Origin of the sequence: Pseudomonas sp. AE27 (assembly GCF_037113495.1) — a bacterium.
Taxonomy (GTDB): domain Bacteria; phylum Pseudomonadota; class Gammaproteobacteria; order Pseudomonadales; family Pseudomonadaceae; genus Aquipseudomonas; species Aquipseudomonas palmensis.
In genome coordinates this window covers 1,850,348-1,868,157 of the sequence record NZ_CP146966.1, presented here as the reverse complement: position 1 = coordinate 1,868,157, position 17,810 = coordinate 1,850,348, and the positions used below count along the sequence as shown (strand labels likewise).

Annotated in this window: 10 protein-coding genes and 1 pseudogene; 8 read left to right on the top strand and 3 right to left on the bottom strand. The window is 55.7% G+C overall.

Translation table 11 applies throughout. The annotated features are described in order from the left end of the window. The first annotated feature begins 53 nt into the window (after positions 1-53). The 6 genes and pseudogenes from V9K84_RS08510 to V9K84_RS08485 all read left to right on the top strand — a co-directional run bounded on the left by V9K84_RS08510 (position 54) and on the right by V9K84_RS08485 (position 13,865). Positions 54-1,862, top strand: a complete 1,809-nt coding sequence (locus tag V9K84_RS08510; protein ID WP_168186847.1) for a thiamine pyrophosphate-binding protein — start codon at positions 54-56, stop codon at positions 1,860-1,862. 236 nt (positions 1,863-2,098) lie between these two features. Beyond that, positions 2,099-3,232, top strand: a complete 1,134-nt coding sequence (locus V9K84_RS08505) for a carbohydrate porin (protein ID WP_256582844.1) — start codon at positions 2,099-2,101, stop codon at positions 3,230-3,232. Positions 3,233-3,322: 90 nt separating this feature from the next. After that, on the top strand, positions 3,323-4,018 hold the full coding sequence (locus tag V9K84_RS08500; RefSeq protein ID WP_088515128.1) for a hypothetical protein: 696 nt from the start codon (positions 3,323-3,325) through the stop codon (positions 4,016-4,018). A gap of 822 nt (positions 4,019-4,840) precedes the next feature. Then, positions 4,841-5,056, top strand: a complete 216-nt coding sequence (locus tag V9K84_RS08495; RefSeq protein WP_143516650.1) for a hypothetical protein — start codon at positions 4,841-4,843, stop codon at positions 5,054-5,056. A 323-nt stretch (positions 5,057-5,379) separates the two neighbouring features. Beyond that, positions 5,380-12,006, top strand: coding sequence for a DUF3320 domain-containing protein (locus tag V9K84_RS08490; protein ID WP_088515019.1), 6,627 nt, complete (start codon positions 5,380-5,382; stop codon positions 12,004-12,006). Between the two features lie 697 nt (positions 12,007-12,703). Then, positions 12,704-13,865, top strand: a pseudogene (locus V9K84_RS08485) (IS3 family transposase). Between the two features lie 31 nt (positions 13,866-13,896). Here V9K84_RS08485 and V9K84_RS08480 read toward each other — a convergent pair. Further along, complete coding sequence (locus V9K84_RS08480) at positions 13,897-15,135, bottom strand: site-specific integrase (RefSeq protein ID WP_088515018.1); 1,239 nt, start codon at positions 15,133-15,135, stop codon at positions 13,897-13,899. A gap of 287 nt (positions 15,136-15,422) precedes the next feature. Here V9K84_RS08480 and V9K84_RS08475 point away from each other — a divergent pair, with 287 nt between their 5' ends. Further along, positions 15,423-15,854, top strand: a complete 432-nt coding sequence (locus tag V9K84_RS08475; protein ID WP_088514901.1) for an N-acetyltransferase — start codon at positions 15,423-15,425, stop codon at positions 15,852-15,854. Positions 15,855-15,907: 53 nt separating this feature from the next. Further along, on the top strand, positions 15,908-16,408 hold the full coding sequence (locus tag V9K84_RS08470) for a DUF4019 domain-containing protein (protein ID WP_088514902.1): 501 nt from the start codon (positions 15,908-15,910) through the stop codon (positions 16,406-16,408). 174 nt (positions 16,409-16,582) lie between these two features. Here V9K84_RS08470 and V9K84_RS08465 read toward each other — a convergent pair whose 3' ends face one another. Beyond that, positions 16,583-16,987, bottom strand: coding sequence for a DUF2251 domain-containing protein (locus V9K84_RS08465; RefSeq protein ID WP_088514903.1), 405 nt, complete (start codon positions 16,985-16,987; stop codon positions 16,583-16,585). 78 nt (positions 16,988-17,065) lie between these two features. Next, on the bottom strand, positions 17,066-17,785 hold the full coding sequence (locus tag V9K84_RS08460; RefSeq protein ID WP_088514904.1) for a TraX family protein: 720 nt from the start codon (positions 17,783-17,785) through the stop codon (positions 17,066-17,068). Between the last annotated feature and the right edge of the window lie 25 nt (positions 17,786-17,810).

Here is a 17,810-nt window from a genome sequence, read left to right as displayed (position 1 = left end):
TGATGTGTGCGACCAGCTCGCAGTAGCTTTTATTTAATAATGAGGAACAGCAAATGGCTGATACAAAAAAGAAAATGACCGGCGGCGAAATCATTGTCGAATACTTGATCCGCGAAAAAGTGCCTTACGTATTCGGCATTCCTGGTCATGGTAATACTGCGCTGCTCGACGCTTTTGTTGATCGCAAAGACGAAATCACACTTGTTCCTGCTATGCACGAGCAAGGCGCTTCGCACATGGCCGACGGCTACTACCGTGCGACCGGCCAGATCGCCGCAGTCTGCGCATCGATCGGCCCAGGTGCCACCAACACACTGACCGGCATCGCCACAGCGTTCGCCGACTCCCTGCCGCAATTGGTCATCAGCGGCGGTGTGCACACCTACATGATGGGTAAAGGCGTTCTACAGGAGCTGGATCGTCCGCATCCGGACAACTTCCCACGTATGGCCGAGCCGGTGGTCAAGCGCTGGTGGCAGCCAAGCCATGTTGATCAGATCCCTGGTGTAATGACCCAGGCCTTCAACGTCATGCTGGAAGGTCGTCGTGGCCCGGCGCTGATCAACATGCCGCAGGATCTGCAAGCCGAAGAGGCCGCAATTGATCTGCCAGCACCCCAGACTCACCGTTCTCACGGTCGTCTGCATGGCGACCCCGTCGACATCGCAAACGCGGTCAAGCTGTTGCTTTGCGCCCAGCGCCCGGTGATTGTCGCCGGTGGGGGGGTAATTGCTGCCAATGCCAGCCCTGACCTGGTTGCCATTGCAGAACACGTCGGCGCCGCTGTAACCACTTCCTTCATGGGTAAAGGCTCCATCCCTGAAGACCACCCGCTATACGCGTGGCCGTGTGGTGACCTGGGTTCGATCCCGGGTAATGCCATGACCCGTGAAGCGGACGTCATTCTGGCCGTTGGCTGCCGCTTCAGCGACCGTATCACCTCGTCGTATCGTCCAGGTGTGACCTTCGATATTCCGAAGACCAAGTTGATTCAGATCGACATCGATGGCTTCGAGATCGGCAAGAACTACCCAGCTGAAATCGGTATCGTGGGCGATGCCGGTGCCATCCTGAACGCCTTGCTGGCAGGCCTGCGTGAGGCTGCACCGGCCAAGGACTACACCAGCGATCCTCAGTTCCTGCGCCTGCAGGAACTGAAGGCGAAGTGGGAAGAGCACCTGCATCCGCTGCGTACCTGCAACCACTCGCCGATGAGCGTATCCCAGGTGCTTTTCGAGGCACGCAAGGTACTGCCACGCGATACTGTGGTCGTTACCGACTCCAGCAACCCGCAAAACCAGGTCTTCAACGAGTTTCCGGTATATGGGCCTAAGCAGCACATCACCCCGGGTGGTTTCTCCGGTATCGGCTTCGCTGTACCAGCCGCAATCGGCGCCCAGATGGGCCTGCCAAACCAGCACGTTGTAGCGGTGTGCGGTGATGGTGCCTTCCTGCAGACCGGTCAGGAGCTGGCGACTGCAGTGATGATGGGGGTTCCGGCGATCTTCCTCATCATCAACAACGGCGGTTGGGGTGCTATTCGCAACCTGCAGCTGAACATGTTCGGTGAGGACCGCGAAATCATCACCAACTTCAGCAAGCCAGACGGCAGCAGCTACATGGCCAACATCGCAGATTTCGCCAAGTCGCTCGGTGCACAAGCCGAACGCGTTGAAGATCCTGCACAAATCGGCGCTGCGCTCAAGCGCGCCATGGCATCCGGTCAGCCGTACCTGGTTGAGGCCATTTGTTCCATCGAGCGTCCGTACAGCAACATGCACCCGACTGGCTGGTGGGACATTACTGTTCCCGCCTACCTGGGTGACCTGCGCGACGAGTACGTCAAGAACCGCGGCTTCTAAGCCGTCTTGTAGTACGGGCCGGGCCGCTTCGGCGGCCTGTGTCTTATCACCGTCAGAATCCATAAAGATTAGAACTTCGCTTTTATGACGCGCGCAATGCGTGTCACGTGCTGCCAATCCGAATTAATGACAAGAAAAAAGGAAATGGTATGAATCTCGGTAAGCGTATTTGCTTGGCCGTTCCGGTCTTATTCAGTGTGTCTGCGGCGTCAGAAGCAGTGCAGTTTAGCGGCTATATGCGTAGTGGGGTCGGTGGGGCAACGTCGGGGGGCACGCAATCCTGTTTTCAATTGCCCGGCGCACCTTCAAAGTATCGTTTGGGTAACGAATGTGAACAGTATATAGAACTTGGTTTGCGGCAAGATGTCCTGACGCTCGATGACGGTTCTGTTGTCAGTCTTGAGGGGATGGCTCAGTTATACAATGCGTATGGACATTCACTGGATTTTACCGGCGACTACGGCTATGCCAGGATGAACCAGATGTACACCGAGTGGAGCAATGTCAGCTTCTTGAACGGTGGTTCGCTCTGGGCGGGTCGTCGTTTCTATAAGCGCAATGATATCCATATCTCGGACTTCTATTATTGGGATCAAAGCGCTACCGGCGCAGGTCTCGAAAACTTCGAATACGACGGCTTGAAATACAGCTACGCATTCTCGCGAAAAGACAGCGTGTTCCAGAAGAACGATGTCAGTCGGCACGACTTCAACGTAAGTGGCTTTCGCTCCAACCCCAATGGTCACCTTGAGTTCGGCGTCAGCTTTCTTGACAAGCCGAGCCGAGACGACAGCAACAGTGGTTGGGCCGTGACCGCGCAGCACAAGCAGGATGCGTTTCTGGGTGGGGTCAATACCGTCGCGTTGCAATACGGTGAAGGGCCAGGAACCGGCTTGGGCAACACCGGTGACGTCACCCTGGATCGTACTAATCGCAGTTGGCGGGCGGTCGAGTACTTTGACTGGAAAATGTCAGAAAAGTGGAGCGGGCAGGTTCAGGCGGTATATCAGAAAGATATCCGGGACGATGGTGGAAGCCAGGAGTGGACATCCGTGGGTGTGCGCCCCATCTATGCAATCACGAACCAATTCAAAATTGTTACAGAAATCGGGCGAGATCAGATAGAGGCTTCGGATGGCACTCGCAAGCTGACGAAATTCACTGTCGCGCCGACCTGGTCGCCTAAAGGCCCAGGCTTCTGGGATCGACCTGAAATCAGATTCTATTACACCTACGCCTGGTGGAACGATGTTGCCCAGCGTGCAGCTGATGCCATTGCAGAAGGATCAGCCTTGTCTACCACGGGGCCGTTTGGAGGTGCTAATCATGATAGTAACTTTGGTGCGCAAGTAGAATATTGGTGGGAATGATGATGGTGTGGCCGCCGGCTAGTTGGTAAACGGCCGCGAGCAGACTGCATGTTTATAACCCATTTGCTTTTGAAGATTGAGGATGACCACATGGAAACTAACATTCAGCGCCCATTGCAGTTCTCGGACGAGTTTGTAGAAAGTTATCTTGTTGAGAACGTCAGGAATTTTACCGTGGCAGGGGGTGTCGTGGTGAACCTCGACCATGAGCCCATGCACATCGGCGGCCCGGTACCGAGTGTAATCCCGGGGTGGAAGTCGGCCACCTTGTTCAACGGCATCATTACCAGCGCCAAGCGCGTCGCGGTCTTGCGTGTTCAATCCGAAACCAATCTGGGCGGGCTGGTTTTTGGAGAATGGGATTGGTTCGGCAACCGCTTTGCCAAATTCCCTCGTACGACTCCGCTGTACATCTCTCGTTATGACCACGTGGGGTCGGTGAAGCTTGATCCGTTCGTCTTCGCCAATCAGCGTGAAGAGGCATCTGATGTCCGGGATTACAACGTTCGCATCAACCTGTGGTGGGCGCCGACAGGTACTGATTGCTACATGCATAACGAGCACCCCTTTCTGGAAATCCATACTCAGATCCATGGGGTAGGGCGCATCCAGAAGTTTGTGGACCGTGACGAGAGCACGCTCTACGAGCAGATCGTCATGGCGCCTGGCTACACCCATGACCCGTTCTCTCATGTTGAAGAGAACGGCCTTCCGACGTACCCATGGCACCGTTACTACTCCGATTCGGACTGCATCTGGCTGGCTATCGAGTTCCACCCGGAGTGATGATCAGGTTTGGATCGTGTGCACCTGACTGTTGATTCAGATGAAATCTCCCCATGAGAAGGCGCCGGCGACTGGCATGGTGTGGGGAAGGAGCAAGGAGCCTACATCGGTGCAGTGCATCGATGCAGGACCGGCTGAGCGACCGTGTTGAGCTCCAAGGCAATCGCCAGGCCGAATGATGAGCATGTCCAGGTCATGAAGCAGTATGCCGGCAGTACGAAACATCACGAGACATCACGTACATGAACTTACCAACGCTACACACGATTTAACAAGTGGGCGATGTCAAATGTTCATAAGCCACTCACGGGCCGGAGATTACTGACTCAAAGTCCTCTAAACGAATGCGGCCGTTCATCAATTGATGTTTATAAAACTAGCTTTATTGGCCTCAGTGCAAGACAAAGAGGTGCCTACGAAGCTCAGGGCGATTCAGAACCTGTTCCGCAAGTATCTCGGTATCGCCAATTGATGTATTCAAATTGAAGGGCGAGTCCTTGATCAGCAACCTGGCTGATCGAGGAGAATTTTTCACCAGCACGATTTAACCAAGCCGCAGAGTGTGGCTATAAAATCGCTACTGAGCCTGATCGAACAGCGCCGCGGTGGCCTTGAGCACTAGCGCTGTTGAGGCGATGAAGCGGTACTACGAAGCGTAGGTCTTCCACAGGAGGTCATTTTTATGCTAATGATGGCACTGCGCCACTGTTCGATTTGCAAGCTGCGCCTCAAAATGTCTATTTGCAGCCAAGCTAGCCCAGCCTCCAACCACTTTGCGCAGAACTTACCAGACCGTTTCCTCTGCTTTGAAAAGGAGTTTTTATGCCTACTGAAAATATTGAGACGCTTCTGGAACGGCTTGTCGCTATCAATGAAGAGGTTTCACAAAAGCTAGATGATATAAAATATGATTTATCAGAAATAAAAAATGAGCTGAACTGGGTTGGTGAACATTCCTATGCAAAAGTTGTGTATGACGGCTTGAGTAACATTGAGACGAGATTGATAGGTATTGAGTCCAATACATCTAGCTTATAGTTCGCTGGAATGTTTTAGGTGGCTGGCTTTCCTTGAACTAGTCAGTCTTGATGTGACTTTTTGCAGTTTTGTGCCACTTTTGAAAAACCTTTGATACTAATTTTTTACACCCGATAGAGCTGATAGGTCTGTGGCAAGTCAGGATGCATCTGCGCTTTACTGCAGATCGCTGCTTAGCTGAACAGATTAAGCATCAGCGAACGACCAAAGGATCATTACGCCTGAAGCAGGAAGCGCTATCATCCCGCCCTCAGCTCAAGAGGATCCCTTCGCGGCCGGTCTGTCCGGCACTCCCTTGAGCATCACAACAAGGAAGGTTGCGCATGGACGACATCGTTCAGCCCCCCGCTGCTCAAGAAGAAATCCCATCTAAAGAAGTCAAGATCCTTGCCACCCTTGTGGCGAAGCTGAACCTTGCCGACTTCCAGAACGCCATTCCCGTAATTCGCGAACTTCGTATAGCGAACGAGACCGAAGACCGTTTCGTTAATGCGACCCTGACATTGACCTCAGAACCTGAGGTGTTCAAGGCCAAGGTGTGGCGGATCGACGAGATTGGGGCAGATAGCTTCCGGATCATTCCTGGTCTTGATCTGGTCTTGGACGGCCCGTTGCTTAGTCGTCTGACCGAAGCTGAGCTGTCGACATTCACCTTCGTGCTTGAGGCGGACGACAAGGAAGCCGAGAGCGGCAGAAAGGAGGTCTCCCGTTTTGAGCAAGTCGTAGACCTTCTGCCCCGAAATCAGTGGGGTGGGTTGCGGCATATTCCTGACATGACGGCTGCCTTCGTGCAGCCGAATGATGCGGCAGTTGAACGACTCTTGAAGCAGACGGCTGAGTTGCTTCGCCAAAGTGAACTGTGCTCATCGCTGGATGGTTACGAGGGTGGCGCGAAGCGAGCTTGGCAGCTGGCGTCTGCGGTCTGGAGCGCCGTCGCACGGATGAAGCTCGACTATGCATTGCCGCCGGCAAGTTTTGAACAGTCAGGTCAAAAGGTGCGAAGCCCAAGCCAGATTGCCGATACTGGTTTGGCAACCTGCATGGATCTTACCCTGCTATTCTGCGCTGCCCTGGAGCAAATCGGGCTGAACCCAGTCATCGTGTTCACCCGCGGTCACGCTTTCGCGGGGTTGTGGATGAAGCCCGAGGAATTCACTACTGCCCTTGTCGATGATGTGACGGCGGTACGCAAGCGGGTAAAGCTGCGGGAACTGGTTCTATTTGAAACGACGCTCAGTACGCAGAATCCTGTCCCAACCTTCTCTTACGCAGTCGAGAGAGGTGAGAAGCAGATTGCCGAAGACGCGGACAGCGAATTTGAAATGCTGCTCGACATTCGCCGGGCTCGACTGCAACGGATCAAGCCACTCGCAAGTGCTGAGGCTCAGATCGCACGGATTGCTGATGAGGTTCCGGTGGACTCTCCGACGCTCCTGGTCGAGGACGGGGCTGGAATCCCTGATGAGATCCACGAGGTAGTGGTCGAAGACCTTTCCAAGCTCGACCCAGCAGACCGACTTGGCCGGTGGCAGCGCAAACTCCTGGATCTCTCGCTTCGAAACAACCTCTTGAACTTCAAGACAGGCAAGCGGGCGCTGAAGCTGGAGTCCCCAGATCCAGGAGCCCTCGAGGACGTATTGGCCAGTGGTCAGTCGCTGAAGCTGCTCACCCGCCCAGACCTCATGGATGGTGCTGATCCGCGGGAGCGCGCTCTGTATGAGCAACGTGAGCGTGAGGATGTTCGTCGCCGGCATGCCGAGGATGCCCTCAATCGCAGAGAGGTGTTTGTTGCGCTGACATCCAACGAGATGGACGTTCGACTCACCGAACTGTACCGAGGTGCTCGTACAGCGCTGCAGGAAGGCGGCTCCAATACGCTCTTCTTGGCCATTGGCTTCCTGAGTTGGACACGCGAGGACAGAGCAGGGCAGAAGTACAAGGCGCCATTGGTTTTGATACCGGTTACGCTGGAGCGCAAGAGCGCTCGCTCCGGATTTACCATGGTGCTTCACGATGATGAGCCGCGCTTCAACCCCACCCTGATTGAGATGCTTCGACAGGATTTCGAATTGGGCTTGGGGTCGCTGGAGCACGAATTGCCTCGGGACGATTCTGGACTTGATATCGCCGGTATTTGGAACAAAGTTGGCCATGCCATCAAGGACATCCCAGGTTGGGAGTTGAGCGAAGACGTCGTGCTGTCGATGTTCTCGTTTGCCAAATACCTCATGTGGAAGGATCTGGCCGAGAACGCTGAGCACCTGCGGCAGAGCCCAGTCGTTCAGCACCTTCTGGATACCCCACGCGATTCGTTCGTTTCGGATACACCGTTCCCAGAGGCGCAATCGCTGGATCGCGACTACGGCCCGACAGACGTTTTCTGCCCGCTGCCGTCTGACTCATCTCAGTTGGCTGCAGTGATGGCTGCAGCCAAGGGCAAAGACTTTGTGCTCATCGGCCCACCCGGTACTGGCAAGAGCCAGACGATTTCCAACATGATCGCCCAGTCGATTGCCCAAGGGCGTCGCGTGCTGTTCGTCTCGGAGAAGATCGCCGCGCTGGATGTCGTGTACCGTCGCTTGCGTGAGATTGGCTTGGGTGAGTTCTGCCTCGAGTTGCACTCAAGCAAGGCTCGGAAAACTGATGTGCTGGCCCAGCTGCAGTCCGCTTGGGAGGCAAAAGGGCAGGTCGATTCCGCTGCATGGGAGGTTGAGGCTCAGCGTCTCGCAACGCTGCGCGACAGCCTGAACATTTACGTCGAGCGACTGCACCGGCGCCATCGCAACGGTTACACCATCTACGATGCGATTGGCACGGTCACTTCGGGTGTTGATGAAGCTGTTGCCCCTGTTGGCTGGGCGTCACCTGACACGCATGACCACAAGGCCATGCTTGAGCTTCGTGAATTGGGCGATCGCCTCGAAGTGAACGCGCAGGCTGTGGGCTACAGCCTGCTTGCTGGTAATGCGTTGTCCGCAGTTGGTCAAGCGGAATGGTCACCTCATTGGCAACAACAGTTCGTGCAGGCGGCTCGTGATGTGTTGCCTGCCGTCTTGGATGTCCAGTGTGCGGCTGATCGGTTCGTTGAGTTGGCTGGGCTCCTAGCTTCGGAATACACCCCGGGTGCACTGGAGGGGCTGTCAGTCCTTTCCCAGGCACTACCCGCGGCAGCAGGACAGGATTGGCGCTTCGCGTTGCGGCCTGAAGCCCGCTCCATTTCTCAACGGCTGAGCGATGGCTGTGCGTGGGTTGAACAACATCGAGAGCTAAACGCTAAGCTTTCGCCGCTCTGGACTTCTCGCGTTGTGGCGGATGCGAAGCAGGGTATTGACCTGCTGCAGCAACGTCGCACCATATTCGGTGAGCTCAGCCCGGCCTGGCCGGAAAGTGTCACCGATGTGCTTGCTCAGGCGGTGGCACTGCTTAGCCAAATAGTAGAGCTCAAGCAGCAGCTCAGTGCGACCTATGGCGATACGATCGAATCGCTCGACATCGATTTGTTGCTGAGAGAGTGGAAGGAGGCTGAGGAATCGTTCTGGCCAAAGTCCTGGTTCGGTAAGCGTCGTATCGCAGGTTTGCTAGCCCCGACTCAAACCTCTGCAGGCGAGGCCGATCAAGGTAAGGATTTAGCCACCTGGGCAGAAATACGTGCCGTGCGCCGCGCTATTGATGAGCTTGAGCCAGGGCAAGAGTGCGTTGCCGTTTGGCAAGGTTCTAAGTCTGACGCTGAGAAGCTTTCGACGTCGATCAAACTTCAAGAGGCCATTCGGCTCCAGCAATCAGACTCGGACTGGATCGATGATGGGCTCCAGTTGGTCGAGCAAGGCCAGCTGGGTGATGCATTGAAGGAAGAACTGCGACGGCTTCGCACGCTGACTCGCCTTGATAGCGATATGGGTGCCTTGTCCGACCTTGGCTCGAGCACTCAGCAGCTTTGGTGCGGCAAGGACACTAACATTGAACTCCTTACTGCAGCGCTGTGCTTCCAGGCTGAGCGTCGGGATATCGAAGAACGTGGTCGCCTTGTTGATGATCACCCAGAAGTGCAGGAGGGCCGCTGTGGAGCCTTGCTGAAAGGTGACTTCGATCTGTTGAAGGAGCGGGCAGCGGTTGAACGTGATCTGTCCGACCTGGCTGACCTGCGAGAACTGGTACCGGTCTGGAGTGACCTGAAGACCAAGCTTGAGATTGCACGTCAGGCTGTGGTGTTCCAAGGGCAGGTAGCAACTGCTGTTGCGAAGCTCGCGCTGAACCCGGAGCAGATTGCAGCTTACAAGGCTCCCCTTCAAACGCTCTTGGGCGATGGCAACGCTTTGCTAGAGCCTGAAGGTGCGATAGCTCTCGCAGGCGTTGGCCTGCGCGAAAAGCTTGCGTTGTTGCAGGAGCGTTCATCGCATCTGACTTCGATCGGTCACTTCACCGAGGCCGGTGCTGATGAGACCTCACACCTTTCGTTGAATGACCTCAAGAAAAATTGCGAAACCGTAGTTTCGTCCGAGGCGCGACTCAAGGCATGGTGTGCCTGGAGGAAGGTGCGCGATGAGGCCTTCGCCGTTGGCCTCGCCCCAATTGTCCAGGCCATGGAAAGCGGAGCCATCACCTCCGGAAAAGTCCGCCGCGTCTTCGAGGTGAATTATGCTCGCTGGTGGCTGAATACCACTGTCGATAACGAGGAAGTGATCCGGACATTTGTCAGCGTTGAGCATGAACAGCGTATTCGCGATTTCCGAGCGCTGGATGACAAGTTCACCGAGCTGACGAAGGACTGGCTCCGTGCTCGGCTGTGTGCTGACCTGCCAAGTCAGGACAGCGTGAGCCGCTCTTCAGAGTGGGGCTTGCTGCGTCATGAGATGGGCAAGAAAACCAAGCATATTCCATTGCGTGAGTTGATGACCCGGGCACCAGAAGCCCTCACCAAGCTGACGCCTTGCTTGCTGATGAGCCCGCTCTCGATTGCCCAATACCTGCCGCCAGCCTCAACCCCGTTCGACCTCGTCATCTTCGATGAGGCCTCTCAGATTCCGGTCTGGGATGCAATAGGTGCGATGGCGCGAGGAAAGCAGGTCGTGATGGTAGGTGACCCGAAACAGCTGCCGCCGACCTCGTTCTTTGACCGGGCTGAGTCCACTGCTGATGATGAGGATGTCGAAGCGGATCTCGAGAGCATCCTGGATGAATGCATCAGCGCGAACCTGCCGATGCGCAACCTGAACTGGCATTATCGCAGCCGTCACGAGAGCCTGATCGCGTTCTCCAACCAGCGTTACTACGGCTCGAAGCTGGTGACGTTCCCTTCGCCATTCACGGCTGATAAGGCTGTGAGGCTGTGTCCAGTTGCTGGTGTTTACGACAAGGGCGGCTCACGTACCAACCTGATTGAAGCAAGAGCCCTAGTTGCTGACCTTGTTGCTCGCCTTCAGTCACCGGCCTTCCGTGAGAGCCGTCGTACTGTGGGAGTGGTCACGTTCAACGGTGAGCAGCAGAAGCTCATCATGGACATGCTCGATGAGGCATGCCGGAGGGATCCGTCGCTCGACTCGTACTTCGCTGAGTCTGAGCTCGAGCCTGTGTTCGTGAAGAACCTGGAAAGTGTCCAGGGCGACGAGCGGGACATCATCTATTTCTCGACCACCTACGGAAAAGACGCTGCCGGCGTGATGTCTATGAACTTCGGCCCGATGAACCGTCCAGGTGGCGAGCGCCGACTGAACGTTGCAATTACGCGTGCTCGCCAAGAATTGGTGCTGTTCTCGACCCTCCGCCCAGAGCACATTGACCTTGCTCGGACGCAAGCCGTCGGGGTGCGTGACCTGAAGCATTTCCTCGAATTTGCTGAACGTGGGCCGCAGGCCTTGGCTGAAGCTAATTTCGGTAGTGTGGGTGGATTCGATAGCCCATTTGAAGAGGCAGTCGCTGCTGCCTTGGCCAAGAAGGGTTGGCAGATCCATACCCAGATTGGTGTCTCTTCCTTCCGAGTAGACTTGGGGGTTGTGCACCCTGATGCTCCAGGGCGCTTCCTAGCCGGTGTCGAGTGCGATGGGGCTACCTATCACCGCAGTGCGACTGCGCGTGATCGCGACAAGCTGCGTGAGTTTGTGCTGCGTGGACTTGGCTGGGAGATCGTTAGGATCTGGTCGACCGACTGGTGGGTTGATGCCGTGGGAACCGCAGAAAAGGTGCATCAACGTCTCACCGAACTGCTTGCCGAATCGAGGGCCAAGCAGGCGGTCATCGATGCTGCCCATGAGGCTGAGCGCCTAAAAGTCGATGCTGCCATGGCTGAAGTCATTGAGGTTGTGGATCAGGTTGCTGTTGTAGCTTCGACTTCAGCTGCCGGAGCCAATGATCCGTCTGGTGCAATGCCAGAGTTGAAATACGCCAGAGCTGCCGCGGCTCAAGCAGCAGAAGATACCGTGATTCCTTATGTGCCAGTAGAGCACCTGGTTTACAAGGAAGCAGACCCTGCCGAGGCTGTGAAGGCGGTTGATCCAGACAGATTCTTCGAAGCGAGCTACACGGCTACCTTGGAACAGATGATTGCCCATGTGGTGGCAGAGGAGGGGCCTGTGCTCGATATGGCGCTTGCACGGCGTATCGCGCGTGCTCATGGCTGGGTCAGAACGGGCTCGCGCATTCGTGATCGCGTCGATCAAATAGCGCGGGCACGATTCCGATCTCATGAAGAGGAGCAGGCAGGAACATTCTTCTGGCCGACTCATCTCGAGTCGGATATGAACGTTGTCTTTCGTAGGCCCGGTGATGACGATGCCATTCGCCCACTTGCTGAAATCTGCTTGCCCGAACTAGGTGCCTTAGTAGATGAAATGACTAAGCATGGTCACGTAGGAGAGGGGCTGGTTTACGCAGTAGCCAAGGAAGCCGGGGTCGGTAAGCTTGCCCACGCGGGCCGTCAGCGTATCGAAAAAGCGATAAAGCGGATCGCAGAGTGATACTCGATAGGGCGCATTACCAGCGCCCCTTATCGATTCAGGGTGTAGCACTGTTGCTTCGAATTGTGCCGCGCCTGTGTACACACGAAGGCTAATTTGCCGTGGCAGAACAGGTCAGCAGCGAGATCGTATGCTGCTGACCTGTAAACCGTCATTTGCCGCGCGGTTTGCCAGCATCGCTCCGTTTATCGCGGACTTGACCGTCCTTGTTGCGAGACCGTGGTTGTTCACCACCGCCAGGCTTTGGAACGTTCACGTTGGGGTTGAGAGGGCGACGATCTGTCATACGGAATCTCCTTCATCCAGCAATGTGAGATACATGAGGTTTTCAGTAAATCGCGAGCCGCGCAGAAAGGTTTTCACACATCATATGGTGGTTTTCCTTGCTGCAAGACACAACATAGTGCGCTCCGCTGGTGTTCGCAAGTGTTTTGGATCCCTTTAAATTTCTAAATTTTTACGCCCGTGCAGTGTGCCGACTGTTCGACGGCATATGCTAATGTGCCATCACGCATTCGGTATGGAGCATCGTGATGGGTTGGAAAGGAACTGTAAGATCGCTGCAGGCATCAGCCAGACGAGCTGAGCGCAACGCTCATCGTCGGCAGCGTGAACTCGAGAAGCGGCAAGAAGTGTAGTGGTCTACTAACCCCGGACACCCATTTAGGCGAGAATGCTCGCCACAGAGAGGTGTCCGATGACCAAGCAACGCCGTACCTTTACCCCTGAGTTCAAGCGCGAAGCCGCCTGCCTGGTGCTCGATCAAGGCTACAGCCATGCCGAAGCGGCCCGTTCGCTCAGCTTGGTGGAATCGGCCCTGCGTCGGTGGGTTAATCAGCTTCAGCAAGAGCGTGGCGGCATCACGCCGGCCAGCAAAGCGCTGACGCCAGAGCAGCAAAAAATCCAAGAGTTGGAAGCCCGGATCACGCGCCTTGAACGCGAGAAATCGATACTAAAAAAGGCTACCGCGCTCTTGATGTCGGAAGATCTCGAGCGTACGCGCTGATCCGCCAGCTCAGCGACCATGAGCCCGTTGATTGTTTGTGCGAAGTGTTTGAAGTCACTCGCTCGAGTTACTACGCACATCGTCACAGAAGGCAAACTCCGGACGTTGAGCGACTGCGGTTGCGCAGTCGAGTGAATGAGTTGTTCACGCGAGGGCGAAGTGCATCCGGCAGCCGTAGCATCAAGGCAATGATGCAAGAAGAAGGTGAGCAAATCGGGCGGTTCAAGGTGCCAACCTGATGCGTGAGCTGGCGTTGGTCAGCAAGCAGCCAGGATCACATGCGTACAAAAAGGCCACAGTGGAGCGGCCAGATATTCCGAACACCTTGAACCGAGCGTTTGATGTCGAAGCGCCAAATCAGGTCTGGTGTGGCGACATCACTTACGTTTGGGCACAGGGCAAATGGCACTATCTGGCAGTTGTCCTGGATCTCTATGCACGCAGAGTGGTGGGCTGGGCTTTATCAGAAAAGCCGAACGCAGACCTCGTGGTCAAAGCGCTGGACGTGGCTTACGAACAACTTGGAAAGCCTCAAGGGCTACTGTTTCACTCCGACCAGGGATCGCAATATGGCAGTCGTCAGTTCCGCCAGAGACTGTGGCGCTACCGCATGCGCCAGAGCATGAGCCGCCGAGGCAACTGCTGGGATAATGCGCCGATGGAGCGAGTATTTCGCAGCTTGAAATCAGAGTGGATACCGACGGTGGGCTACATGAGCGCTGTGCTGGCACAGCAAGATATCAGTCGGTTTTTGATGGAGCGGTACAACTGGCGGCGACCGCATCAATTCAACGAAGGGCTACCGCCTGCGGTCGCAGAGGAAAAACTCAATTCAGTGTCCGGGATCAGTTGACCACTACATGATTTGCTCACGACGAGCCTCCTTAACTGTCAAGCCGGCCCCACGCTGCCGAGGCACGCTGCGCATTATGGAGGTTGGCTGACTCGGCTAGATAACGACTTGCATAACGACGTGGCATCACCGAAGTCTCAGCCCAACCGCAGACTCGCCGGAGTTCGTCCGTGGCGCGCTCCAGGTCCTCCCCACGCTGCTCGACCAGATAAGCCAAGAAACGGTCGGCGAAGGTGTGGCGAAAGTCATGCGCAGAAAGAGTAGTCAACAACCCCGGATGTGCCAGTTCAATGGTCAGAAACAGCCGATCGAGGACGTTAGACAATGCGCGAATCGACAGCGGACGGCCTCGATCCGAGATGAACAGATATCGGTACGGCAATTTAATCGGTTTACCGTCACGCCAAGGGCGCCGCTCGCTCTGGATATAGTGCTCGTAGACCTCATACAACTGTGTAGAAATACCTACGGTTCGTCCGTGCGTTTTCAGCGCAGGCTCTTCAGCACGCGGGTCGCCCGGGTCATTTTCGCGATCATTGATGCTGACGTAGGCGTGCTGAGAACCCTTATTAATATCCGTGGTGTAGAGCTTCAAAAGCTCTCCACGACGCATACCGGTTTCCAGCAACAATTCAATCATTAGCCAATTGCGCAACTGCAATCGCTTGGGAAACGGATTTCCCACAGCACCCGGACGAATCAGTGTGCGGATGATCTGGAGTTGGGGATAACGAGCATGGTCGGGACGAACATTGGTGATATGGCTCTCAAAGCGTCGCTCAATGACGTCGGCAACATCTGCAAATGCCACCTCGATGTTAGCTTGAGTAGTTGAATTCTGACGAGCGCGCGGGATGTATCGTGTAACAGACCAGGACAGATACTGCTTCAACTGCCGCAGATACTGGTCACGGGTGTGCGGATCTATCGGTGGAAGAGATGCCATTGCAGTTGTGCCGATTCGGGCGACCAGATTATCCGCCTGGCGGCCGCTTTGGAGCCAGAGGGAGTAACCGTCCAGTAGTGCCAAAATCGTCTCGAAGTGACAGGCCAGGATGGCCTCATCGATATCCAGCTCCCGGCTTTTGGCATAGGTGTAGAAAGCCTGGATCGCACGCAGGTGCGCTGCGACGGTGTTGTATGCACGATGCTTGAATTTGAGCTGGACGTAGATAAATGGGACCAGCTTGGGCAAGGGCGCCGCTGAACCATCCTGCACAAGCACTGGCACGCGCTGACCTGACGAGAAATGACACTGAACCAGCTTCATTGGCAGACACCTCATTCAAGGTCTCGCCATGAACACGAAACACATGGCCCGTAGCAAGACTAGGCGTCCAAACCGAATTCGTCGAATCAGTGACTTACGTGGGTTATGAACATATCGGACATAGCACCTCGTTTAACATAATATACATTATGCGTACTACCGAATCATCCGCTCAAGACTGCGCCAGGCCAGATTTCAACCCTGAGCACCCCGTGCTTTCCCACCACGAATCGCTTTGCGGCATACTCAGAAGCTTTGTACCGCTAACACGCACTTCAAGGGACGACATGGTAAGAACATTTGAACCGCAAGACATGGAACGCGTCCTCGACATCTGGTTGCGCGCTTCGATCAAGGCCCATGACTTTATCGAAGCGTCGTATTGGCAATCCAATGTCGTGGCAATGCGCGAACTCTACATCCCTGCATCACAGACAATTGTCATCGAAGACAAATCGGCGGTTCAGGGATTTTGCTCGTTGCTGGACAACCAACTGGCGGCACTGTTCGTGGACCCTGACCAGCAAGGCCGTGGGCTGGGTCGTCAATTGCTCGAACACGTCAAATCGTTGCGCACCGAATTGAGCCTGGGGGTTTACAAGGAGAATTCACGCAGCATCGCTTTTTACCAGTCCCAGGGTTTTACAGTGATCAAGGAGCAGATCGATCCGCAGACTGGCCATGCCGAGTACCTGATGAGCTACAAGAGCCACCTTTAAACGTCTGGACGCCACATTCGTCCGTTGGACCCCTCAACCTTCGAGGTTTTTGCATGAAGCAATGTTTCGCCGTTCTAAGCAGCCTGTTACTGGTTGCCGGTTGCGATGTTTCATTCAACACAAACGCCAGCGGTACACAGGCATCCGCAGTCGTAGTCTCCGATCCAGGCTCTGCGCAACAGCAACGCCTGGTGGTCGATACCGCTGTGCAGTTCCTGATGTTGCTCGATGCCGGAAGAACCGACATGACCTGGGCCACAGCGGGCTCCGCGCTCAAGGCAACCACGACCGAGTCGAACTGGGTAAAAGGCATCGGGACGTTGCGCATCGGCCTGGGCGAGCTGAAGCAACGTGATCGAGCACAGATCACCTTCACCAAACAGCTGCCTGATGCGCCGCCTGGGCATTACGCTGCAGTTCAGACCCAATCGGCCTTTTCGAACCTCACCGTCACCGAGGCTGTGCTGCTGGCTGAAGAAAACGAACAGTGGTGCGTTGTCGGCTACAACCTCAGTAAAACCGTCGAAGTTGCTGCAAAAATGCGGCTCTTCTAGTAGCGTTGGTGAGGTTGGATTCGCAGCGGTTCAAGGGTGCCCCTGCTCCCCGCTAAACTAGCCTTTTCTTATAACTCAACTAAAGGACTATTTAGTTGAGTTATATTAAAATGTGGAAAGCAGCTGGTCACGCCTACCTGTACCCTGCCCCCTCCTGGTCAATTGGCTGCCTCATCAGGCAAACAATTTCAGCGCATCGTCATTCCACTCATGGCCCTGCTCCGACCAGCCGTTACCCACAGGTGGTGGAAATGCCGTATGGCAATAGCCCTGCTTGCCCGTGAAATCAAACACGGCATGAGGGCGATCGTTGATCAGCAATACCGCCTTGCTATGGTCCATGGACCAGCCGACCTTCACTGTCGAAGGCTTTTGCCGATCAGTTACCTCCTCCACGTTGTAGATGTGCAACGCATCCTGAATCGGGTTATCGGTAGCGGTGGTGTCAAGTGCATAGAAGTAGCCGGTCTCCTCGTCGTCCTCGAACACCACAACAAAGGCCCCCTCCTGTGCGGGCGCCTCGATTACAGTGGCTTGGCCTACCATGAGTTCCTGCTCTGCTGCGAGGTAGATGGGCATGCGAACGGTCCTTGTCACCGAATAAAAAGAAGGCGCGAATGATGCCTAGCCTTGCGTAGTGCTCGCAAGGCCCGGCACTCACATAAGTTTGCGTATGACCTGCAGCACGCCAAGATGCACCGGGTAGAACCAGTACGCCCAATGGCGTACCGGCCAGATACCGGTGGTGAGAGGCATGCGTAACAGCCACAGGCCGAACAGCGGTGCAAGGAACGCGGTGCCGAGTACCGCCAGTGAGTAGGCGTCCATTTCCATCGCCCTCGCCCACAAACTGCTGCGGGTATTGACCGCCACGCTGAGCAAGGCCGGCACCAGCCATATCGGCCCCGGCCGCTTGATGGCCAACAGCAGGGCCGCCGGCAGCAGACAGCCGAGAAATCCGTACATCAGCCGCTCGTCCAGCCAGGCGGCCGCGACAGCGGCGCCCATGGCCAAGGCAGCACTGAGCGTGTTGCGATGCTGAAAGCCCCAGGCTATCAGCAGCCCTAGGGTCAGGGTGAACATCACATTGAGGGTGCCCAGCGCACTGATGGGGCGGTACACCCCTTCAGATATCACGCTGAACACCAGCATCCAGCCCAGGTAGCGCGTGTTGCTTTGGCTGAGCAACTGGCCAGGGCGCGAACGCGCGACGTTGGCGGCGATCGCCAGGCAGAACAGCGGGAACGCCAGCCGTCCGGGTATGAACAGGGCGTGGGCGTCGGGCCACAACAGGCGCAGATGATCCAACAGCATGGTCAGCATGGCCAGCCACTTGATCAGGTCCAGCGGGATATCGCGCCGTGTCGCTACAGTCATGGCTCCTCGTTTCGGTCAATGGAAG

Coding starts and splice junctions, on each gene's coding strand:
- V9K84_RS08510 (WP_168186847.1), top strand. CDS start 54: ATGGCTGATACAAAAAAGAAAATGACCGGCGGCGAAATCATTGTCGAA.
- V9K84_RS08505 (WP_256582844.1), top strand. CDS start 2,099: ATGCGTAGTGGGGTCGGTGGGGCAACGTCGGGGGGCACGCAATCCTGT.
- V9K84_RS08500 (WP_088515128.1), top strand. CDS start 3,323: ATGGAAACTAACATTCAGCGCCCATTGCAGTTCTCGGACGAGTTTGTA.
- V9K84_RS08495 (WP_143516650.1), top strand. CDS start 4,841: ATGCCTACTGAAAATATTGAGACGCTTCTGGAACGGCTTGTCGCTATC.
- V9K84_RS08490 (WP_088515019.1), top strand. CDS start 5,380: ATGGACGACATCGTTCAGCCCCCCGCTGCTCAAGAAGAAATCCCATCT.
- V9K84_RS08480 (WP_088515018.1), bottom strand. CDS start 15,135: ATGAAGCTGGTTCAGTGTCATTTCTCGTCAGGTCAGCGCGTGCCAGTG.
- V9K84_RS08475 (WP_088514901.1), top strand. CDS start 15,423: ATGGTAAGAACATTTGAACCGCAAGACATGGAACGCGTCCTCGACATC.
- V9K84_RS08470 (WP_088514902.1), top strand. CDS start 15,908: ATGAAGCAATGTTTCGCCGTTCTAAGCAGCCTGTTACTGGTTGCCGGT.
- V9K84_RS08465 (WP_088514903.1), bottom strand. CDS start 16,987: ATGCCCATCTACCTCGCAGCAGAGCAGGAACTCATGGTAGGCCAAGCC.
- V9K84_RS08460 (WP_088514904.1), bottom strand. CDS start 17,785: ATGACTGTAGCGACACGGCGCGATATCCCGCTGGACCTGATCAAGTGG.